This window comes from Xanthomonas hortorum, assembly GCF_011305375.1.
Lineage (GTDB): Bacteria > Pseudomonadota > Gammaproteobacteria > Xanthomonadales > Xanthomonadaceae > Xanthomonas > Xanthomonas hortorum_E.
In genome coordinates this window covers 31,272-52,847 of the sequence record NZ_VCME01000028.1, presented here as the reverse complement: position 1 = coordinate 52,847, position 21,576 = coordinate 31,272, and the positions used below count along the sequence as shown (strand labels likewise).

Sequence of the window (21,576 nt, the reverse complement as noted above, 5' to 3'; positions counted from 1 at the left end):
GGGGGGCAGCGTGGCCGGGGATTGGCGGAGAGCGGCACACGGATGTGCCGCGCGGCGAGTCAGACAGGATGTCTGACCGAGCCGAGGAGCCGATCCCCGGCCGCGCTGCCGCCCCTACCGAAGCCAGCGGCTGCCGCCCCCACCGAAGCCAGCGACTGACAGCCGCGCGCTTAGAACCGTACCCTCAGCGCCCTACACGGACGGATTCAAGGCGTGTCCCGCGAAAGGCGTGTCCCGCGAGCGGTGCGGTGAGGACACCGCGCCCTCGACCAATGCGGCTTGGAAACATCCAGATGAGGCCAGGTGCAGCCAACAAAGCGTAGAAAGAACGCTGGGCCCGCAGATCAGCCAGTGACGGTTGCCGGCTCGCAATGTTCGACGATCAATTGCACCGCCGTGCCGCCGCGATAATCGTCGCTGACCAGGCGATAGGCCAGCCGCACCATGCGGCCCGGTTCGCTGCCGCGCCAGCCGTTGAAGTGGATCGCGTTGAGCGGTTCGGCGCGCCCGGGGCAACGCAGCGTCAACTTGAGATGGCGCTCCTTGAGCACGCGGCACTGCAGCACCTCGAATTGACCATCGAACAGCGGTTCGGGAAAGCCCTGCCCCCACGGCCCGGCCACGCGCAGCGCTTCGGCATGCAGGTGATCGAGTTCGTGCGCAGCCAGTTCGCCATCGCTGTGCAGTTCGGCGTGCAGCAGCGAGGCATCCACCATCGATTGCACTTGCGACCGGAATGCCTGTTCAAACGTGGCCAGCGCGGCGTGATCCATGCTCAACCCGGCGGCCATCGCATGCCCGCCGAACTTCTGGATCAGGCCGGGATGGCGCGCATCCACCGCCGCCAGCACATCGCGGATATGCAGGCCGGGAATCGACCGTGCCGAGCCGCGCAACAGGCTGCTACCCGGCTCGGCCGGCGCCAGCGCGATCACCGGGCGATGCAGGCGGTCCTTGAGTTTGGAAGCGACCAATCCAATGACGCCGGGATGCCACTCGGCATCGAACAGGCAGGCCGCGATCGGCAACGCGCCATCGGCATCCAGCACCACCTTGGTGACGGCTTGCTCGGCGTCATCGGTCATCAACTGCTGCACCGCGCGGCGCTCGGCGTTGATCTCTTCCAGGGTGCCGGCGATCTCGCGTGCGCGGCTCCAGTCTTCGCTGAGCAATAGCTCGATGCCCAAGGCCATGTCTTCGAGCCGGCCCGCGGCATTGAGGCGTGGGGCGAGCGCGAATCCGATGTCGCTGGCGCTCAGGCGCACCACATCGCGACCGCTGGCATCGATCAGGGCGCGCAGTCCGATACAGCCCCTGCCCTCGCGCAAGCGGCGCAAGCCGGCCGACACCAGCGCACGATTATTGGTATCCAGCGGCACCAGATCGGCGACCGTGCCGACCGCGACCAGATCCAGCAACACCGACAGATCCGGTTCCGTGCGGTCGGCAAATGCGCCGCGCGCGCGCAGCACACTGCGCAATGCCAGCAGCACATAGAAGATCACCCCGACGCCGGCCAACGACTTGCTCGGGAAGGTGTCGTTGGCCAGATTCGGATCCACGATCGCATCGGCAGGCGGCAACACCTCGCCGGGCAAGTGATGATCGGTGACCAGCACGGTCCAACCGCGCGCCTTGGCCGCGGCTACACCGGCGTGACAGGCGATGCCGTGATCGACGGTGACCAGCAGATCCGGCTGCAACGCGGCCAGTTCGTCCACCAGCGCAGGCGACAAGCCATAGCCGTGCACCATGCGATTGGGCACTGCGTGATGCACATCCAGCGCGCCGAGCATGCGCAAGCCGCGCACGCCAACTGCGCATGCGGTGGCGCCATCGCAATCGAAATCGCCCACCACCAGGATGCGGCGCTGGTGTGCGATCGCATCGGCCAGCAGTTCGGCGGCAGCGTCGCTGTTGTGCAGCAACTCCGGCGACAGCAGTTGCCCCAACCGCGGATGCGCGCCGTGCGTATCGGTGACGCCACGCGCGGCATAGATGCGGCGCAACAGCGGCAACATGGCATCGGGCCAACTGCCGGCCTGCCCGGGCGGGCGCCGGACGATCTGCGGAGTAGAGGTCATTGCGCCAGCTGTAAGCGCGGCTTGCGCCAGAAACGCCAGCGTTGCGCGTGTGTCAGCGAGACGGTTTGCCCGTCCTGGAAATCCAGCACCAGCCGATCCAGTTCGCCACGCGCCATGGCCGCCAGCAACGGCGCAACCGCATCGTCGCTGAATTGCTGCAGCGAGCGCAGATGTCGCAGATCCACCAAGGCATCCACGCGCTGTTCGCCCTGCGCATCGGCGCCGGCCGCCAGGGCCAGCGCACGCAGCAGCGACTCGCGGCTGCGCACTTGCCGATGCGGCGAACTCACCGCATGCGGCAGCACGCCGCCGCCCCAGAACCACAGCGAATTGATCGCCGGTTTGCCGCTGGCCACGCGGCCCTCGTTCCAGGGATGCTGATGCAGCAGCACCTGCGCTTCGGTCAACAACGCGCGCCAGCGCCGGCCCACATCGCCGGCGGGAAGATGCTCGAACAAGTCGTCGCCGATCGCCAGATCCGGCGGCGCGAATTCCGGCAGCTTGGCATCCGGCGACAAGCGCAGATACCAGCGCGAGGGCGTTGGCGCATCCAGCAGAAACCCGGCATCGCCGAACATCGGCTTGAGGATCGGCAACAACACCTCCAGATCTTCTGCCGTGGGACCAAGCGCCTCGCCATACCCCATCAATCGCGCGCCCTGCATGTCCGGCACCACATAGGCCGGATCGGCACGTACCCAGGTCGCACCGGCTGCATCGCCGGCATCGAGCTGACGGGTCAGCGCGGCCACCGGCCACTGCGCAGGCGTCAAGCTGAAGTGGCGTTGCAACTGCGCCACTTCGCCGGACTCGGTGGTTTGCTGGTCGGCACGCGCGAGCGCACGCGCCACCGGCGTGTCGCCCAACTCGCCGGGTAGACGGCGTGTTTCCGGCAGCAGCAGCGTTGCGGTCGTCATCGGTCGGTGGCGTCGATCAATGGCAGTGGATCAGTCCAGGCAATCAATCTAGATAGGCAACGCTGACGACTTCGTACTCGCGCTGGCCGGCCGGCGCGTCGATGGTGACCGAATCGCCTTCCAGCTTGCCGATCAACGCACGTGCCAATGGCGAAGAGATCGCGATCATGCCCAGCTTGATGTCCGCTTCCAGATCGCCAACGATCTGGTAGCGCTTCTCTTCGTCGGTCTCGGTGTCGGCCAGCGTCACGGTGGCGCCGAACACGATCTTGTTACCGGCCGACAACTTGGTGATGTCGATGATCTCGGCATGCGAGAGCTCGCCTTCCAGCTGCTTGATGCGGCCTTCGATAAAGCTCTGCTGCTCGCGCGCGGCGTGGTATTCGGCATTTTCCTTCAGATCGCCGTGCGCACGCGCTTCGGCGATCGCGCTGATCACCGCCGGGCGCTTGACCGACTTCAGCTGATCGAGTTCTTCGCGCAGACGCTGGGCGCCCTTCGCGGTCATGGGTGCTCTCATGCTTGCAGCTCCTTGTGCAGTTCCTGCAGCGACCACACAGGGCCGGTGCCGCGGAATTCCAGCGAATGCACCAGCGCCTTGGCGCCGGCGACAGTGGTCGAATAGGTCACGCGATGCTGCAGCGCTTCACGCCGGATCGAGAACGAATCGGAGATGGCGGCGCGACCTTCTGTGGTGTTGACGATGTACACGATCTCGCCGTTCTTGATCGAATCGACGATATGCGGGCGCCCTTCGGCGACCTTGTTGACGATTTCGCAGCTCAACCCGTTTTCCTGCAGCCAGGCGCCCGTGCCACGTGTGGCGACCAACGTATAGCCACGCTCCACCAGCGCCTGCGCCACCGGCAACACGCGCTTTTTGTCCGGATCGCGCACCGACACGAACGCCTTGCCCACTGGTGGCGCCTTGATGCCGCCGGCTTCCTGCGCGCGCGCGAACGCGGCGCTGAAGCTGCGGCCCACGCCCATCACCTCACCGGTGGAGCGCATCTCCGGCCCGAGGATCGGGTCCACGCCCTGGAACTTGGCGAACGGGAAGATCGCTTCCTTCACCGAGTAGTAGTCCGGCACGATTTCCTTGGTGGCGCCCTGCTCGGCCAGCGTCTTGCCGGCCATGCAGCGTGCGGCGATCTTGGCCAACGGCATGCCGGTGGCCTTGGACACGAACGGCACCGTGCGCGAGGCACGCGGGTTCACTTCCAACAGGAACACCACATCGTCGCCGGCCTCATCGACCTGCACCGCGAACTGCGTGTTCATCAGCCCGACCACGTTCAGGCCTTCGGCCAGCATGACGACCTGACGGCGCAGCTCGGCCTGAGTCTTGGGCGAGAGCGAATACGGCGGCAGCGAGCACGACGAATCGCCCGAATGCACGCCGGCTTCTTCGATGTGTTCCATCAAGCCGCCGATCAGCACGTTGCCGTCCTTGTCGGCAATGATGTCCACGTCCACTTCCACTGCGTTATCCAGGAAGCGGTCCAGCAGCACCGGCGAATCGTTGGAGACCTTGACCGCATCGCGCACGTAGCGCGCCAGGTCGGACTCGCCGTAAACAATCTCCATCGCGCGACCGCCCAGCACATAACTCGGACGCACCACCAGCGGGTAGCCGATCTCGCGTGCCAGCACCAAGGCTTCTTCTGAATTGCGCGCGATGCGGTTCGGCGGCTGCTTCAGGCCCAGCTTGTCGACCAACTGCTGGAAACGCTCGCGGTCTTCGGCCAGATCGATCGAGTCCGGCGAGGTGCCGATCACCGGCACACCGTTGGCTTCCAGCGCGCGCGCCAGCTTCAGCGGGGTCTGGCCGCCGTACTGCACGATCACGCCCTTGGGTTTTTCCAGCTCGACGATTTCCAGCACGTCTTCCAGCGTCAACGGCTCGAAATACAGACGGTCGGAGGTGTCGTAATCGGTGGAGACGGTTTCCGGGTTGCAGTTGACCATGATGGTCTCGTAGCCGTCATCGCGCAGCGCCAGCGCCGCGTGCACGCAGCAGTAATCGAACTCGATGCCCTGGCCGATACGGTTGGGGCCACCGCCCAGGATCATGATCTTGTCGCGATCGGTCGGCAGCGCTTCGCATTCGTCCTCGTAGGTCGAATACAGATAGGCGGTGCTGGTGGCGAATTCGGCCGCGCACGAATCCACGCGCTTGTAGACCGGGCGAACTTTGAGCGCGCGGCGCAGCGTGCGCACCGATTCTTCGTTGGTGCCGGTCAACTCGGCCAGACGGGCATCGGAGAAACCGGCGCGCTTGAGCGTGCGCAGGCGCGCGGCATCCAGCGAGGCCAGACCTTCATCGGCCAGCTGCTGTTCGTGACTGATCAGTTCTTCGATCTGATCCAGGAACCACGGATCGATAAACGACAGCGCGTAGATATCGGCCACGCTCATGCCGGCACGGAACGCATCGGCCACATAGAACAAACGCTCCGGGCCCGGGGCCTTGAGCTCGCGCTTGAGCGCGGCGATATCGTCTTCGCTGCTCAGATCCAGGCCGGTCGGGTCCAGCCCGATCTTGCCGGTTTCCAGGCCACGCAGCGCTTTCTGCAGCGATTCCTGGAAGGTGCGGCCCATCGCCATCACCTCACCCACCGACTTCATCTGCGTGGTCAAACGCGCATCGGCCTGCGGGAATTTCTCGAAGGCAAAGCGCGGAATCTTGGTGACCACGTAGTCGATCGAGGGCTCGAACGAGGCCGGGGTCAAACCGCCGGTGATCTCGTTCTTCAACTCGTCCAACGTGTAGCCCACCGCCAGCTTGGCGGCAACCTTGGCGATCGGGAAGCCAGTGGCCTTGGAGGCCAGCGCCGACGAACGCGACACGCGCGGATTCATTTCGATCACCACCACGCGGCCGTTGGTCGGGCTGATGCCGAACTGCACGTTGGAGCCGCCGGTATCCACACCGATCTTGCGCAGCACCGCGATCGAGGCATCGCGCAGACGCTGATATTCCTTGTCGGTGAGCGTTTGCGCCGGCGCCACGGTGATCGAGTCGCCGGTGTGCACGCCCATCGGGTCGAGGTTTTCGATCGCGCAGACGATGATGCAGTTGTCCGCGGTGTCGCGGACCACTTCCATCTCGAATTCCTTCCAGCCCAGCACCGATTCTTCCACCAAAACTTCGGTGGTCGGCGACAGCTCCAGGCCACGGCCGACGATCTCGATCAGCTCTTCGCGGTTGTAGGCGATGCCACCACCGCTGCCGCCCAACGTGAAGCTGGGGCGGATGATGGTCGGGTAACCGACGCGGGTCTGGATATCCAGCGCTTCTTCCAGCGTGTGCGCCACTTCGGCCCTGGGGCAATCCAGGCCGATCTCGCCCATCGCCACGCGGAACAGCTCGCGGTCCTCGGCCATGCGGATCGCTTCGCGCTTGGCGCCGATCAGCTCGACGTTGTACTTCTCCAGCACGCCGTGGTCAGCCAGATCCAGCGCGCAGTTCAGCGCGGTCTGCCCGCCCATGGTCGGCAGCAGGGCGTCGGGCCTTTCCTTGGCGATGATCTTCTCGACCGTCTGCCAGTTGATCGGCTCGATGTACACCGCGTCGGCCATGTCCGGGTCGGTCATGATCGTGGCCGGATTGCTGTTGACCAGCACTACGCGATAGCCCTCATCGCGCAGCGCCTTGCACGCCTGCGCGCCGGAGTAATCGAACTCGCAGGCCTGGCCGATGACGATCGGGCCGGCGCCGATGATCAGAATGGTTTTTAGGTCGGTGCGCTTTGGCATTGTCTTCTCTAAGTCTGGACAGCGTGACAAATAGGGGGAGTGATCGGACGCTGTCGATCAGGAAACGTCATCGGCGGTCAGCACAATTCCGCACTGCGCCTTCAGGTCTTTCGCCATGCGTGCTTCGTGGTCGTCGGGCATCGGCGAGGCGGCATCCAGCGCGGCCATCAGACGGGCGCCGGAGGGGCTGCGCAGGAACGTGTCCAGCTCGGCACGTGCCTTCTGATCCAGGCCTGCACCGGCCCTGTCGGCGATCGTCTGCGCGTTGGAACCGGCAAACGCGCTCGCCAGCGACTTGCCTGCGGAGGTATCCAGAAACCGCGCCCAATCGGCAACCACCTGCTCGCCGTCGTCGCCGAGACCGGTGATCATCGAGCTGCGGAAGCCTTGGTCGATCATGTCCTGGATCGGCTTGCGCGCGCAGACGCGCTGCGCATCATCCAGCGCGCTCAAGGATGGCGTGCTCTTGACCGTCAATTCGGCCATGTCGGTTCCAAGCCCGCCCATCCCCAACCGGGTCACCAGGGTCTTGACCGCGCCATCGCTGGCCGGCGCGGCATGCACTGCGCCCACCGTGCAGGACAGCGCCAGCAGCAGGCACACCCGCATCAAGACTTTGCCTCGGCCATCAACGCAGTAAACCGATCGAACAACGGCCCCACATCGCGCGGGCCCGGTGAAGCTTCCGGGTGGCCCTGGAACGAGAACGCCGGGGCGTCGGTCAGTGCGATGCCCTGATTGGTGCCATCGAACAGCGAACGATGGGTCACCCGCACATTGGCCGGCAACGTGCTTTCGTCGACCGCGAAACCATGGTTCTGCGAGGTGATCATCACTCGGCCGCCGTCCAGATCCTGCACCGGGTGATTGGCGCCATGGTGGCCGGTGGTCATCTTGACCGTCCTGGCACCGGCGGCCAGCGCCAGCAGCTGATGGCCCAGGCATATGCCGAAGGTGGGCACCTTCTTGGAGATCAATTCCTGGATCGCCGCGATTGCGTAATCGCAGGGCTCCGGATCGCCCGGGCCGTTGGACAGGAAGACGCCATCGGGCTGCATTGCCAGCACCTCGGCGACCGGCGTGCGCGCCGGTACCACGGTAACGTCGCAACCACGATCGGCCAGCATGCGCAGGATGTTGAGCTTGACGCCGTAGTCGTACGCGACAACTTTGTATTTCAGCTCGGCCCGCGCGAAGGTGTCGGAATTGAGATCCAACGAGCCTTCCTGCCAGTTGTAGCTGGCCTCGGTGGAAACCACCTTGGCCAGGTCCATGCCCTTCAGACCGGGGAAGCTGCGCGCGGCTTCCAGTGCCTTTTCCACGTCGATCTCGCCGGCCATCAGCGCGCCGTTCTGGGCGCCCTTCTGCCGCAGCAGACGGGTCAGCTTGCGGGTGTCGATGCCGGAAATGGCCACCACACCGCGGGCCTGCAGCCATTCCGGCAAAGCCACTTCGCTACGCCAGCTGCTGGGACGACGCGGCACATCGCGCACGATCAGGCCGGCGGCCCAGATCTTTGTGGCCTCGTCGTCCTGATCGGTGAAACCGGTATTGCCGATATGCGGATAGGTCAGCGTGACCATCTGGCGGGCATAGGACGGATCGGTCAGGACTTCCTGATAACCGGTCATGGCGGTGTTGAACACCACTTCGCCGACGGAAAGCCCGTTGGCGCCTACGGATTCGCCCTCGAACACGGTGCCGTCTTCGAGGACAAGGATTGCGGGTTGGGTCACGTGGGGTCTCGCTCTGGCTGCCTGGGACTCCGATGCGCTTCCGGCCAAATTCCGGTTGCAGCAAAGCGCGGACGCGGTGCTGAGGACCGGTCCGACGCTGGTTCGGGCAAGCGAGAATTGTAAAGGCAAGTGCCCCGGCATGCCAGCCTGAAGAGCGCCCGATGCCGCAGTGACATCGCAACAGCGAGGTGAATGCGCTGCTAGAGCAGCTCGCCATTCATGCGCGGTTGCGCGCCGGGTTACAGCACCAGGTCACGCACCCGATAGCTGCCGGCCGGCTTGCCGATCAGACGTTTGGCCGCATGCAGCGCACCACGCGCGAAGATGTCGCGGTTGCTGGCGCGGTGAATCAGTTCCACCCGTTCGCCCAGCCCGGTGAACTGCACAGTGTGCTCGCCGACGATATCGCCGGCACGCAGGCTGGCAAAGCGCGGCTGCGCGCCACTACCGGTGGCGGCTTCGCCCAGCGTCAGTGCGGTGCCGGATGGCGCGTCCTGCTTGTGCACGTGATGCGCCTCGACGATATCGCAATCCCAACCCGGCAGGCTTCCGGCGGCACGCTCCACCAGCTCGGTGAGCACCGCGACACCCAGACTGAAGTTGGACGCCCACACCAACGGGATCTTGCCCGCAGCGTCGAGCAACGCAGCGCGCTGCACATCGTCCAGCCCGGTGGTGCCGGACACCAGTGGTTTGCCGCGTTGCGCACACAAGGCCAGGATCGGTGCGAAGCCTTGCGGCAGGCTGAAGTCGATCGCCACATCGAAGGCCGGCGCACCGCCGAGTTCGCTGGCGGCGAAATACGGCACGCCGTCCACCACGCGTTGCGACGGCGAACGCCCCACCACCGCGCCGACGACGTGCAAGCCCTCGTCTTCAGCGGCCAGTCGCAGCAATGCCTTGCCCATCCGCCCGGAGGCGCCGTGGATCAGAACTTTCACAGGAGACGTTGTCATGGCGGCAGGCTAGCTAGGCGATGTGGGTTGTACAAGATAGCCGGGATTGGGGAGTCGGGATTGGGGAGTCGAAAAACGCAAAAGCGCCGAGCAGGGCCGGCGTTGTCGCGATCGGTGCGCTTTGCAGTGGCGTGCTGGCCGAGGTTATGCGCCCTGCCCTGGTAACTCGGCCAGCGCTTCGCGCAGCACCTCGCCCAGGATCCGGATGCCGGCATCGATCTTCTCGCCAGGCACGGTCACGAACGACAGCCGCAAGGTATTGGTCTGCGGCAAGGTGGCGTAGAACGGCGCGCCCGGCACGAAGGCGACGTTGCGCGCGATCGCACGGGCCAGCAGCGCCGTGCCATCCAGACCGGGCGGCAAGCTCACCCACAGGAACATGCCGCCTTCGGGACGATTCCACTGCACCTGTGACGGGAAATGGCGATCCAGCGCTTCCAGCATCAACCTGCACTGGCGCGCATACAAGGCGCGGATCTGCGGGATATGCGTCTCCAGAAAATCGTCCTGCAGCGTCTGGTAGACCAGGCGCTGGGTAAACGACGGGGTGTGCAGATCGGCCGCCTGCTTGGCCTGGATCAGCTTGCCTAGCACCGCCTCCGGTGCGACCACATAGCCCAGTCGCAACCCGGGCGCGAGCACCTTGGAGAACGAGCCCATATAGATCACGCCCTCCGGGTTAAGCGACAGCAAGCTCGGCAGCGGCTGGCCGCTGTAGTACAGCTCGCCGTACGGATCGTCTTCGACGATCGGCACGCCGGCCTCGGCTGCGCGGGCGACCAGGGCCTGACGCCGCGCCAGCGGCAAGCGACGCCCGGTGGGATTCTGAAAATTCGGCAGGCAGTACAGAAAACGCGCGTCCGCCAACATGGCGGGGTCCAGCGCCTCCACCACCACACCGTCGTCGTCCGAGGGCATGCCCACGAACGCCGGCTGGAACAACGAGAACGCCTGCAACGCACCCAGATAGCTCGGCGTTTCCACCAGCACCTTGCTGCCTTCGTCGATAAAGACCTTGCCGAGTAAATCCAGGCCCTGTTGCGAGCCGGTGGTGATCAGCACCTGGCTGGGCCGGATGCTGGCGCCGTCGCGACTCAGGCGTGCGGCCACCCATTCGCGCAGCGGCGCATACCCTTCGGTGGGGCCGTATTGCAGCGCGGCCTGCGGCGCATCACGCAATACCTGATCGCTGGCCGCACGCATGCGCTCCACCGGAAAGGTGGCCGGCGACGGCAAGCCACCGGCGAAGGAAATCACCTCCGGCCGCTCGGTGATCTTGAGGATTTCGCGAATCGCCGAACTGGTCAGCGCCTGCGCACGTCGGGAGATCTGGAAGGAGGTCGTCATCGGTCAAGCATAGCGAAGGCCTGTGGCCGACGCGCTGTGCACTGCAGCGTTGACGATGGCACTCGGCCAATGCCGGCGTTACCGGTGCATCCACCCTCGCCACGTGTTGCGATGCGCTTTCTCGCGTTGCGCTGGCGCTAGCGACATCGTCCTGCGGCGACGCCGATGTACACGCGTTCGCGCCAGCCACCAAGGCAATCGTCACGCGCGCAGCGATGGCGCCGGCCCGATGATGGCAGGCGATGTTGCCAGCTGCGCTTATTCGTACGCCGGGCCAACCCAGGCAGTGCCCTCGCTGCGTTCGATCAAGGTCTTCCAGCGTTTGCGGATCACCTTGTCGCGCGAGCGGAAGGTCATGCGCAGGCCCGGCAAACCGAGCGTGGCGCGCGTCTCGACCATGGCCGAGGCCTCATCGGGCGCGATTTCGATCTTGGTGATCGAATGCTTGTAGTCGATCAACTCTTCCGGAGGTGCCACATGGCGCATCTGACCCAGCACCTGCGCCCATTCGCCATTGGATTTGCAGTATTTCTCGCGTGTGGCGGTCTGCCGCTTCTGGTGCGAGTCCATGCGGTACAACACCACCATTTCGAATTCCGGCGCGGTCATCGCGCACAGCGCCTCGCCGTCCTGGCTCAGCATCGCTTTATCGTGCGCAGCGTAGAAATCGCGCACCTGCGTTTCGTCCAGCGCATTGCCGCCGTAGTTATAGATGCCCGCAACGGCGGCCAAGATTGCCAACAACACCAACAAACGCATCGCCTGCCCCCTGTACCGCCGCATCCTGCGGCCGCGCAAGTGTAGAGGACCAGGCGCGTCAGTGACTACGTGGCGGCGTGGGCCCGCAACTGTCGCAACCACCGCAGGCCGCAGCGCTCTGCGTCGCCGGTGGTGCAACGCGACGCCCCAAGGTGTGCATCCACGCAGGTCGCCCCTCGCGCAGCAGCCCGATCGCCAGCGCGCCGCGCAGACGCCGCAAGACGCCTGGGAACTGCTTCTTCATCACCACCCACACGCTCAGCAGCACTGCCAATGCAATGACCACGTATTGCAGAGTGAGCGAGAGATCCACCTCAGCCGGCTCCGAGCAGCACGGCCAGCTGATAGGTCACCAGCGAGGCCAGATACGCCAGCGCGAACAGGTACACCGCACTGATGGTCATCTGCTTCCACGAGTTGGTCTCGCGCTTGATGGTCGCCAGCGTGGAGATGCACATCGGCGCGTAGATGTACCAGACCAGCAGCGACAGTGCGGTGGCCAGCGACCAGCCATCGCTGATCAGCGGCGACAAGGCTTGCGCGGCGGCATCGTCATCGGCAGCCGACAGTGCGTACACCGTTGCCAGCGATGCAACCGCCACTTCGCGCGCGGCCAAACCCGGGATCAGCGCGATACAGATCTGCCAGTTGAAGCCCAGCGGTGCGAAGAAGATGGCCATCGCATGCCCGATACGCCCGGCGAAGCTGTAATCGATCGCCGGCAAGGTGGCGTCGGCCGGCGCGGCCGGAAACGACAGCAGGAACCACAGCAGGATGGTCAGGGCCAGAATGATGCCACCGACGCGCTTGAGGAAGATCATCGCACGCTCCCACAGCCCCAGCGCCAGGTCCGGCAGATGCGGCAGGCGGTAGGACGGCAGCTCCAGCATCAACGGATGCTCGCTCTTGTCGCGGCGCCACTTCTTCATCGTCCACGACACCAGCAAGGCACTGACGATGGCCGCGGCGTACAGCGCGAACAGGATCAGCCCCTGCTGATTGAAAATGCCCCACACGGTCTTCTGCGGAATGAAGGCGCCGATCAACAACGCGTAGACCGGCAGGCGCGCCGAGCAGGTCATCAGCGGTGCGACCATGATGGTGGCGAGCCGGTCGCGCGGATCCTGGATGCTGCGGGTGGACATGATGCCCGGCACCGCACACGCAAAACTCGACAGCAAGGGAATGAACGAGCGCCCGGACAATCCGGCCGCGGCCATCATGCGATCCAGCAAAAACGCCGCACGCGGCAGATAACCGGATTCTTCCAGCGCCAGGATGAAGGCGAACAGGATCAGGATCTGCGGCAGGAAGATGATCACCCCACCCAGGCCGGCGATGATGCCGTCCTTGAGCAGGCTGTTGAGCGGGCCCTCCGGCAGCGTGGTACCCACCCACTCGCCCAGCATCGCGGTGCCGGCATCGATCAGGTCCATCACCGGCGTGGCCCAGGCATACACCGCCTGGAAGATCAGGAACATCACCACCGCCAGCGTCACCAGACCCCAGATCGGATGCAGCAACCAACGGTCCAGTGCGTCGTCCACGCGCGAGGTGCGGGTGGGCATGGTCACCGATGCGCTCAGGATCTGCCGCACCTGCGCGTGATAGTTACCACCGGCCGGCGGCGTCGCGGTCGGTGCGGCCAGGTGCGCGGCCTGCGCATCGATGCGCTCCACCAGCGCCTTGGCGCCGCCGCGTCGCACCGCCACCGTTTCCACCACCGGCACACCGAGCGCCTGTTCCAAAGCCGGCAGATCGATGACGATGCCGCGGCGCTGCGCGGCGTCGACCATGTTCAGCGCCACGATCATCGGCCGGCCCAACTCGCGCAGCTCCAGCGCAAAGCGCAAATGCAGACGCAGGTTGGTGGCGTCCATCACGCAGACCAACACGTCCGGCGCCGGTTCGCCGGGATAGAAACCACGGCACAGATCGCGGGTGATCGCTTCGTCCAGGCTGGCCGGTTGCAGGCTGTAGGCGCCGGGCAGATCCAGCACCGCGAAGTCGCGCCCGGACGGCGCACGGAAATGCCCTTCCTTACGCTCGACGGTGACGCCGGTGTAATTGGCCACCTTCTGCCGGCTGCCGGTCAGCTGGTTGAACAGCGCGGTCTTGCCGCTGTTGGGATTGCCCACCAGCGCCAGACGCAGCGGAACGCTTGCCGCATTCATGCCTGCACTCCCTCTTGCCGAACCTGTACGCGTGCGGCCTCACTGCGACGCAACGCAAAACGCGTGTAACCGACCTGCACCAGCAACGGCTCGCGCCCGACCGGCCCGGTCGCCAGCACCGTCACTTCTTCGCCGGCGACAAAGCCCAGTTCGCGCAGGCGCCGGGCGATCGTGTCGTTAGGTTGGCGATCCTCTACCGAGTCCACGATGGCAGCGCGATGCAAAGGCATGTCGGACAACGTCACAAAGACGGCCTGATTGTTAGGAATGGTTCTCAATTCTAGCATCGACGCACCGCGTCATGGCTCGGGCGAGCGGTGCCGCTATCATGGTTCGCATCCCATTCATGGACGTCGACGCAATGCAGGACACCGGCTTGATCGTGGAGGACCGGGGAGCGGTCCGCACGCTACGTCTGAACCGCCCGGCGGTGCATAACGCCTTCGACGCGACCTTGATCAGCGCCCTCACCGAAGCGTTGCAGCAAGCCGGCCAAGCGGCGCAGATCCGGGTGGTCGTGATCACCGGTGCAGGCGGCGCCTTCTCCGCCGGCGCGGACCTGAACTGGATGCGCGGCATGGCCAGCGCCAGCGAGGCCGACAACGCTGCAGATGCACTGGCGCTCGCGCTGTTGATGCGCACGCTCGACGAATTGCCCAAGCCGACCATCGCACGCGTCAACGGCGCCGCGTTCGGCGGCGGCGTAGGCCTGGTGGCGTGCTGCGATATCGCCATCGGCTGCACCGAGGCGCGCTTCGGTCTGACCGAGAGCAAGCTAGGCCTGCTTCCAGCGGTCATTTCACCGTATGTGATTGCAGCGATCGGCGCGCGCCAGGCGCGGCGCTGGTTCGCTACTGCCGAAATCTTCGACGCCGGCACGGCGCAGTTGTTGGGCCTGTTGCATCAACTGGTCGCTGCCGATCAATTGGACATCGCGGTAGAGCGGCAGGTCCGCTTGCTGCTGGCCGCCGCACCACTGGCGGCGGCCAGCGCCAAATGCCTGGTGCGTTCGGTGTTGCCGCCTGCCGACCGCGATGCCATCGATGCGGCCAATGCCGCGTGGATCGCGCGCCTGCGCGTCTCGCCCGAAGGCCAGGAAGGATTGAGTGCCTTTCTCGACAAGCGCGCACCGGCCTGGGTGCCGAAGGACATGGCATGAGCGCGTTCGTGCGCATTGTCGAAGTCGGCCCGCGCGATGGCTTGCAGAACGAAGCGCAGCCGATCGCGACCGCCGACAAGATCGCCTTGATCGATCAACTCTCGGCCACCGGACTGCGCACCATCGAGGCAACCAGCTTCGTCAGCCCGCGCTGGGTGCCGCAACTGGCCGATGCTTCCGAGGTATTCGCCGGCATCACCCAAGCGCCGGGGATCGCGTATCCGGTGCTGGTGCCGAACCTGCAGGGCTATCTGCGGGCACGCGCGGCCGGCGCGCAGGAAGTGGCGGTATTCACTGCGGCCTCCGAAGCCTTCAATCGCACCAACACCAACGCCGGTATCGACGAATCGATCGAGCGCTTTCGCCCGGTCCTGGAACAGGCCGCGTTAGACGGCGTACGCGTGCGCGGTTACGTCTCCACCGTGCTGGGCTGCCCGTATCAGGGCGCCGTGCCGGTGGCCGACGTGGTGGATGTCGCGCAACGGCTGTACGCGTTGGGTTGCTATGAAATTTCGCTGGGCGACACCATCGGCGTCGGCACGCCGGTCAAGGCGCGCCAGATGTTGGCCGCAGTGGCGCAAGCCGTGCCGCTGCAGGCGTTGGCCGTGCATTTTCACGACACCTACGGCCAGGCGCTGGCCAATATCGCCGCCTGCCTGGAGCAAGGCGTGCGCGTGGTCGATGCGGCGGTGTCCGGCGCCGGCGGCTGCCCGTATGCCAAGGGCGCCAGCGGCAATGTGGCCAGCGAAGATGTGGTCTATCTGCTGCACGGATTAGGCATGCAAACCGGCATTGATCTGGCTGCCCTCGCCCGCACCGGCCGCTGGCTGGCGCAATTGCTCGGCCGCGAGACCGGCAGCAAGGTCGGCAAGGCGTTGGCGGCGGCTGGCTGAGGCGTTAACGCAACAGCTTGCCCACGGCCTACTCACGCCCCCTGCCGCCAGGGCGATCGCCTGGACGCTTCGGCTAGAATTGCCGACCGCTTCGACTACCGATCGCCGCCAGCCTCCATCGGCATCCAACATTTCCCGGGAACCACCGCATGCAGCCATCTTCTGTTCTTGCCATTGTCACCGGCGGCGTGTCCGGCCTGGGCCTGGCGGTGGCGCAGCGCATCGTTGCCGACGGCGGCAAGGTCGCCTTGTTCGACGTCAATGCCGACAAGGCCGAGACGGCTCTGGCGCTGCTCGGTGCCGGCAACGCGCATTACTTCGCCACCGACGTCACCGATGAGGCGCAGGTTGCCGCCAACGTGGCGCAGGCCGCGCAGGCGCTTGGCGGGCTCAACCTTGCGGTGAACTGCGCCGGCATCCTGGGCTCGGGCCGCGTGTTGGGCAAGGAAGCACCGATGCCGCTGGCGACCTTCCGCACCACCGTGCTGGTCAACCTGGTCGGCAGCTTCAATGTCGCCAAGGCGGCGGCCGATGTGATGCAGCACAACGCTGTCGGCGACGATGGCGAGCGCGGCGTGATCATCAACACCGCGTCGGTGGCCGCCTATGAAGGCCAGATCGGCCAGGCTGCGTATGCCGCAAGCAAGGGCGGCGTGGTCGGCATGACATTGCCGATGGCACGCGAACTGGCGCGCTTCGGCATCCGCGTGATGACGATCGCGCCGGGTGTGTTCTGGACCCCGATGGTGGACGGCATGCCCGAGGCCGTGCAGCAATCGCTGGCCACGTCGATCCCGTTCCCCTCGCGCCTGGGCCAACCCGACGAATACGCCGACACCGTCGCCTTCATCCTGCGCAATCGCTATCTCAACGGCGAAACGATTCGCCTGGACGGTGGCGTGCGGTTGGCGCCCAAGTAGCCGGGAATGGGGAATCGAGAATGGGGAATCGTAACGGCGCCTCACTCTCAGCACCCCGCACTCGGCGTTTCCGATTCCCCATTCCCAACTCCCGATTCCCATGAAAGCTAACGACATCAAGAAAGGCAACGTCGTCGAATACAACGGCGGCATTTACCAGATCCGCGACATCGAACGCAGCTCGCCGCAGGGCCGCGGCGGCAACGTGCGCTTCCGCTTCATCATGTACAGCGTGCCGGGCGGAGTGAAAACCGACGCCAGCTTCGATGCCGACGACAACCTGCCGGAAGTGGAGCTGCTGCGGCGTCTGTCCACGTTTTCGTACAAGGACGGCGAGGCCTTCGTGTTCATGGACGACGAAGACTTCACCCCGTACACGCTGGATGCGGATGTGATCGGCACCGATGCCGGCTACATCACCGACGGGCTGACCGGCATCTACGTGCAGGTGATCGACGACCAGCCGGTGGCGGTGCAGTTGCCGCAAACGGTGACGCTGGAAGTGATCGAAACCCCGCCCGAGCTCAAGGGCGGCACTGCCACCAAGCGCCCCAAGCCGGCCAAGCTCGACACCGGCCTGGAAATCATGGTGCCCGAGTACATTACCAACGGCGAGCGCGTGCTGGTCAACACCACCACCGGCGAATTCGCAGGCCGCGCCGACTGATGCGCACGCTGGTGGTTGCCTTGACGCTGGGGTTGCTGACCGCCTGCACGGAGCAACCCGCCCCGGCGCCGACATCCGCATCCAAGCCCGCGCCGGTGGCCTGCACCGACGCCAAGGTGGACGACGAATGGCTGCAACATCCCCCGGGCCTGTGCGGCATGCCGGAGGATGTGCGCACGCTGGTAGAGGACTACGACACCTGCGAGCACTTCGCTGGGGAAGAGCCGTACGACGCCGATCGTCGACACGAGATCGAAGTGGCGATTGCGCAGTTCTGCACGCCAGCGCCGGCGCGGTTGGCCCGGCTACTAAAGCAGTACCGCAGCGATGCGCATGTCATCGAATGGCTGCGCAAGTATTCGGTGCAAGCGGATCTGAAACCGGCTGATTGAGGTATGCCGGTGTAGCCCTTCTCCCACCGGGAGAAGGTGCCCCGCAGGGGCGGATGAGGGTGCGGGAGCCTCGTGCAGCTGGACCGACACGAGAGCTTCGCCCCGTACCCTCACCCCAACCCCTCTCCCGATGGGAGAGGGGCTTGTATTGCTCAGCTAACCCGGGAGTCCGGGTCACTATTGCGCTTCCAGCGGCATGTCCATATCCGGCTGCACCTTGTCGGCCGCCGCATCGCCTCGCGCGAGCACGCGCAGTCGCGCGCGCAAGCGCTCCACATTCGCCTCGCCCTGCTCCACTCCGGTGCGCACATCGGCGGGCAATTGCTGCCTACCCAACGCTTGTAGCTGTTTCCAACCATCGATCAACACGCCACTTTCTTGCGCCACACGTGCGGTCAGTCGTTGCCGCTCGTCTGCCTGCGGCAGCCCGTAACCGGACGTGCCCAGCAGCGTGGCCGGGTGACTGATTTGCGCCTGCCGCGCGAACAACGCCTGCAGTTGGCCTTGCACAACGTCACGCCCGGCAGCACCCGGTCGCAGCAGGCGCTTGAGCGCATCGCGCGCCAGCAATTCCTGTCGCCGCAATGCAGCTTGTTCGAGCAGCAAGGCCGCTGCGGTTTCACGCAAACCGCCTTGGTCGACCCATTGCGCACGTGCGTCCGGTCGCGCATCCAGCCATTGCTCCACGCTCGTCTGCGGCACCGGCATGCCGCGGCGGATTACCTCGAACATGGTCTGGTAATGCGCGGCCGCCGATTCGAAGTAATAGCCTTGGCGAATCGCTTGCGCACGGTCGTCCAGCACCTGCATGTCGGCGATGCCGGCGCGTTGCAGGCGATGCCGCACACCGCGCGGGGTGATCGACGACAACCTGGCTGCGGCCAGGCGTGGCACGCCGTCGTGCAGCAGTTTGAAGGTCTCCACCGCACAGTTGTTGCCGATGAAGTAGTAGCGCCCGTCGTAGCTCCAATGCACCTGCGCCACGCGGGCGAGCAGCGCGGCGATTTCCTCGGGCGTGAGCTTCAGCGGCACCGACGACAAAGCGCGCAGTTCGACCTTGGTGTATTCGTCGACGACCTGATTCAACGGCAGTACAAACAACCGCGACGGATAGGAGCCGGTCAGCCCGCGCCAGCTGGAAATCTGCACATCGCCGACAAAGGCGCGGAACGACAGCACGCGGTGATACTGCAGATCCATGCGGCAATCCGGACCAGGTATACGGCCAGGCGCACAGATCACCAGACGCAACATGCTGTGGCCCCAGCGACTCATCGGCTGCTCGTTGCCTTCAGCAAGCAGATAATCCACCGCATACACGCGCGACGGATCCAGTTTCAGCAGCGACATCGCACCGGCATCGCTATCAGCCTGCAGGTACGGCAGCGTCGTGTCGCAGGCGACCACCTCGCGTGGCGCGCCAAGCTGCTCGCCGAACCAGGCAGACAGCGCCGGGCGCCGGCAGTGATAGTCGGCATCCAGCACGTAATGTTCGAGATTCACCGCAACAAACTCGGCGGGGCTACGCCGTTCGTAGTCGTCGGGGCTGCGATCGCTAAATTGATTTTCGCCACGCCCGAGCCGCCATGGACGCACCTGCCAGCCAGCCAGATCGCGCAGACGCGGATCGCGCGACAACCCGCCTTGCGGGCCACGATCGAGCACATGTGCCAGCTCGTGCACCACGGCGGCCATTGCCGCGCGCGTGGCCGGTGCGTCGATATCCGCCTGCGCCGTCGCCGATTGCGCGCTCCACGCCTGCAGCAACGCGCGATCGAGCAGAACGCGCTTGCCGATCGCACGACCATGCACGTGCGCCGGTAGATCCATGCGCCATTGCAGCTGGATCGGTGCGGTGATGCGCTGCGTCCACCCTGACGGCAGACGCTGCGCCACCTGTTCAACTAAGACATGCGTTGCTGCGATCTGCGCAGGACTGAGGTCCAACGGAACAACTTCAACATGCAACTCGGCCTGCGCCGCCGGTGCGATCACGGCGGCCAACCACAGCCACCCGCACCAGCGGCGCAAACTCACTGGGCCAGGATGGACTGAGCCAGTTGCAGGTCGCTGGACAGCCGCGCCGCATCGTTGCGGCTACGCAGCTGCAGCAGCGCCGCTTCCAGACGCGCGCCACGGATGGCGCCGTCGCTGGCGACGAAGCCGGCCGCGTCTTCGCGTGCATCGGCAACCACTTTGTCGTCGCCCGAGCTGCTGCTGTCGGACGAACCGGCCGACGATGCACCCGCCGAGGTCCCAGCCAGGCTGGTTGCGAAAGCTGCCAGCGGCAGCAGCGTCAAAGCGCAAAACACGAGAGAGCGCATCATCGGCGTATCGATTCCATGTGAAGGTGGTGAGAGACTAACCGGCGCGCGTGGTGCCGGGCAGCTCGTCCATCTCGAACAGCTTGCCGGGATTCAGCAAAAGATGAGGATCGAGCACATGTTTGATGCCGCGCATCAAGGCGATTTCCGCCGCAGAGCGCGTGCTCCACAGGTACGCCTTCTTGACCAACCCAATCCCGTGTTCGGCAGAAATGCTGCCGCCAAAACGCTGCAAGGCCTGCGCCAGCAGCTTGGTGACGTGGTCGCAGGCAGCAACGAAATCGGCCTGCGTCATGTCATCCGGCTTGAGCACATTGATGTGCAGATTGCCGTCGCCGATATGGCCGAACCACACCACATCGAAATGCGGATACGCGTCATGCAACAACGCCTGCGTTTCGGCCATAAACGCCGGCATTGCCGAGATGCGCACCGACACGTCGTTCTTGTACGGCGTGTAGCGCGCTAGCGCTTCGGTAATGCCTTCGCGCAGGCGCCACAGTTGCGCAGCCTGCGCATCGCTCTGGCTGATCACACCATCGCTGACCCAGCCCTGCTCCATGCAGGTTTCGAACGCGGCCATCGCGGCGGCTTCCTGCACCTCGTCGCCGGCAGCGAATTCGGTGACCACGTAATAGGGGTGGACTTCCGCAAATGGCGCCTGTGCGCCATGCGCCAGCACATGTTCCAGCGCGCGGTCGGTGAAGAATTCGAACGCTTCCAGACGCAGTTGTGCACGGAATGCGGCAAACACCTGCATCAATACATCGAAGGACGGCAGCGCCAGCAGCATCACGTTGCTCGGCGGCGGCGGGTCGGTCAGCCGCAGCGTTGCTTCGACCACAATGCCGAGCGTGCCTTCGGAGCCGATCATCAGATGGCGGAAGTCGTAGCCACTGGAATTTTTCACCAGCGCATTGTTGAGCTCGAGCACTTCGCCAGCGCCGGTGACCACCTTCAAGCCGGCCACCCATTCGCGCGTATTGCCGTAGCGGATCACGCGGATGCCGCCGGCATTGGTGGCGATATTGCCGCCGATCGAACACGACCCACGCGCAGCGAAATCCACCGGGTAGACCAGCCCATGCTCGCGAGCGGCGTTGTGCACCGCTTCCAGCGGCATGCCGGCCTGCACGGTGAGCGTGCGGTCCACCGCGTTGAACTCCAGCGGCTTGTTCAAGCGCTCCAGGCTGAGTACCAGCTCGCCGTTGGCCGCCACCGCGCCGCCGGACAACCCGGTGCGCCCGCCTGACGGCACCACTGCCACACCTTGCGCATTTGCCCAGCGCACCACGGCCTGCACTTCGTCCACCGAGCCGGGCAAGGCGATCGCGAGCGGGTTGGGCGTCCAGCGCCGCGTCCAGTCGCGGCCGTAATGCTCCAGGTCGGCTGGCTCGGTCTTCAAACGCAACGCGGGCACGGCCTGTTGCAACGAAAGGATGCGGGGATCGGTCATGGCACGCGGCGCTGCGGTAGGAACCGCACAGCC

At 65.3% G+C, this 21,576-nt stretch carries 20 protein-coding genes; 5 read left to right on the top strand and 15 right to left on the bottom strand.

What is annotated here, in order from left to right:
* Positions 1–344 precede the first annotated feature (344 nt).
* From recJ to FFY45_RS20535, 12 genes are all read right to left on the bottom strand, one after another.
* Positions 345–2,084: a single-stranded-DNA-specific exonuclease RecJ gene (gene recJ, locus FFY45_RS20590; RefSeq protein ID WP_176341847.1), complete on the bottom strand. Its 1,740-nt coding sequence runs from the start codon at positions 2,082–2,084 to the stop codon at positions 345–347.
* Positions 2,081–3,001: a phosphoglycerate mutase gene (locus FFY45_RS20585; RefSeq protein WP_176341846.1), complete on the bottom strand. Its 921-nt coding sequence runs from the start codon at positions 2,999–3,001 to the stop codon at positions 2,081–2,083. Before FFY45_RS20585 ends, recJ begins: the two co-directional genes overlap by 4 nt.
* Positions 3,002–3,044: 43 nt before the next feature.
* The gene (greA, locus tag FFY45_RS20580; RefSeq protein ID WP_172453391.1) at positions 3,045–3,509 is read right to left on the bottom strand and encodes a transcription elongation factor GreA; all 465 of its coding nucleotides are present in this window, start codon (positions 3,507–3,509) and stop codon (positions 3,045–3,047) included.
* 8 nt (positions 3,510–3,517) lie between these two features.
* Positions 3,518–6,760 (bottom strand): carbamoyl-phosphate synthase large subunit, encoded by a 3,243-nt coding sequence (gene carB / locus FFY45_RS20575; protein WP_176341845.1) that lies wholly within the window; start codon positions 6,758–6,760, stop codon positions 3,518–3,520.
* A gap of 57 nt (positions 6,761–6,817) precedes the next feature.
* Entirely contained in the window at positions 6,818–7,369 is a 552-nt protein-coding gene (locus FFY45_RS20570) for a hypothetical protein (RefSeq protein ID WP_176341844.1), read from the bottom strand.
* Entirely contained in the window at positions 7,369–8,496 is a 1,128-nt protein-coding gene (gene carA / locus FFY45_RS20565; RefSeq protein WP_176341843.1) for a glutamine-hydrolyzing carbamoyl-phosphate synthase small subunit, read from the bottom strand. The genes FFY45_RS20570 and carA overlap by 1 nt, the downstream gene beginning before the upstream one ends.
* A gap of 239 nt (positions 8,497–8,735) precedes the next feature.
* Positions 8,736–9,452: a 4-hydroxy-tetrahydrodipicolinate reductase gene (dapB, locus tag FFY45_RS20560; RefSeq protein ID WP_006451524.1), complete on the bottom strand. Its 717-nt coding sequence runs from the start codon at positions 9,450–9,452 to the stop codon at positions 8,736–8,738.
* 144 nt (positions 9,453–9,596) lie between these two features.
* Positions 9,597–10,799: an aminotransferase-like domain-containing protein gene (locus FFY45_RS20555; RefSeq protein ID WP_176341842.1), complete on the bottom strand. Its 1,203-nt coding sequence runs from the start codon at positions 10,797–10,799 to the stop codon at positions 9,597–9,599.
* 258 nt (positions 10,800–11,057) lie between these two features.
* Positions 11,058–11,558, bottom strand: coding sequence for a hypothetical protein (locus FFY45_RS20550; RefSeq protein ID WP_055823490.1), 501 nt, complete (start codon positions 11,556–11,558; stop codon positions 11,058–11,060).
* A gap of 58 nt (positions 11,559–11,616) precedes the next feature.
* Positions 11,617–11,871, bottom strand: a complete 255-nt coding sequence (locus FFY45_RS20545; RefSeq protein ID WP_176341841.1) for a DUF6587 family protein — start codon at positions 11,869–11,871, stop codon at positions 11,617–11,619.
* A gap of 1 nt (position 11,872) precedes the next feature.
* Positions 11,873–13,732 (bottom strand): ferrous iron transporter B, encoded by a 1,860-nt coding sequence (gene feoB / locus FFY45_RS20540; protein ID WP_176341840.1) that lies wholly within the window; start codon positions 13,730–13,732, stop codon positions 11,873–11,875.
* The gene (locus FFY45_RS20535) at positions 13,729–13,977 is read right to left on the bottom strand and encodes a FeoA domain-containing protein (RefSeq protein WP_176341873.1); all 249 of its coding nucleotides are present in this window, start codon (positions 13,975–13,977) and stop codon (positions 13,729–13,731) included. Before FFY45_RS20535 ends, feoB begins: the two co-directional genes overlap by 4 nt.
* A 116-nt stretch (positions 13,978–14,093) precedes the next feature.
* Between FFY45_RS20535 and FFY45_RS20530 the strand changes: the two genes are divergently transcribed.
* The 5 genes from FFY45_RS20530 to FFY45_RS20510 all read left to right on the top strand — a co-directional run bounded on the left by FFY45_RS20530 (position 14,094) and on the right by FFY45_RS20510 (position 17,763).
* Entirely contained in the window at positions 14,094–14,891 is a 798-nt protein-coding gene (locus FFY45_RS20530) for an enoyl-CoA hydratase-related protein (protein WP_176341872.1), read from the top strand.
* Positions 14,888–15,784 carry a hydroxymethylglutaryl-CoA lyase gene (locus FFY45_RS20525; protein ID WP_176341839.1) on the top strand — a complete coding sequence of 299 codons (897 nt, stop codon included), beginning with the start codon at positions 14,888–14,890 and terminating at the stop codon, positions 15,782–15,784. The genes FFY45_RS20530 and FFY45_RS20525 overlap by 4 nt, the downstream gene beginning before the upstream one ends.
* A 149-nt stretch (positions 15,785–15,933) precedes the next feature.
* Entirely contained in the window at positions 15,934–16,704 is a 771-nt protein-coding gene (locus FFY45_RS20520; protein ID WP_176341838.1) for an SDR family oxidoreductase, read from the top strand.
* Between the two features lie 100 nt (positions 16,705–16,804).
* A complete protein-coding gene (yeiP, locus tag FFY45_RS20515; protein ID WP_055823478.1) occupies positions 16,805–17,371 on the top strand; it encodes an elongation factor P-like protein YeiP in 567 nt (188 codons plus the stop codon).
* Positions 17,371–17,763, top strand: a complete 393-nt coding sequence (locus tag FFY45_RS20510) for a hypothetical protein (protein ID WP_176341837.1) — start codon at positions 17,371–17,373, stop codon at positions 17,761–17,763. Before yeiP ends, FFY45_RS20510 begins: the two co-directional genes overlap by 1 nt.
* Before the next feature lie 177 nt (positions 17,764–17,940).
* On the opposite strand, the gene FFY45_RS20505 is transcribed toward FFY45_RS20510, so the two are convergent.
* The 3 genes from FFY45_RS20505 to FFY45_RS20495 are packed head-to-tail and all read right to left on the bottom strand — an operon-like array spanning position 17,941 to position 21,543.
* Positions 17,941–19,800 (bottom strand): DUF7844 domain-containing protein, encoded by a 1,860-nt coding sequence (locus FFY45_RS20505; protein ID WP_176341836.1) that lies wholly within the window; start codon positions 19,798–19,800, stop codon positions 17,941–17,943.
* A complete protein-coding gene (locus tag FFY45_RS20500; RefSeq protein WP_006451514.1) occupies positions 19,797–20,090 on the bottom strand; it encodes a DUF2388 domain-containing protein in 294 nt (97 codons plus the stop codon). The genes FFY45_RS20505 and FFY45_RS20500 overlap by 4 nt, the downstream gene beginning before the upstream one ends.
* Positions 20,091–20,124: 34 nt before the next feature.
* Entirely contained in the window at positions 20,125–21,543 is a 1,419-nt protein-coding gene (locus FFY45_RS20495) for a D-2-hydroxyglutarate dehydrogenase (RefSeq protein WP_176341835.1), read from the bottom strand.
* Positions 21,544–21,576: the final 33 nt, after the last annotated feature.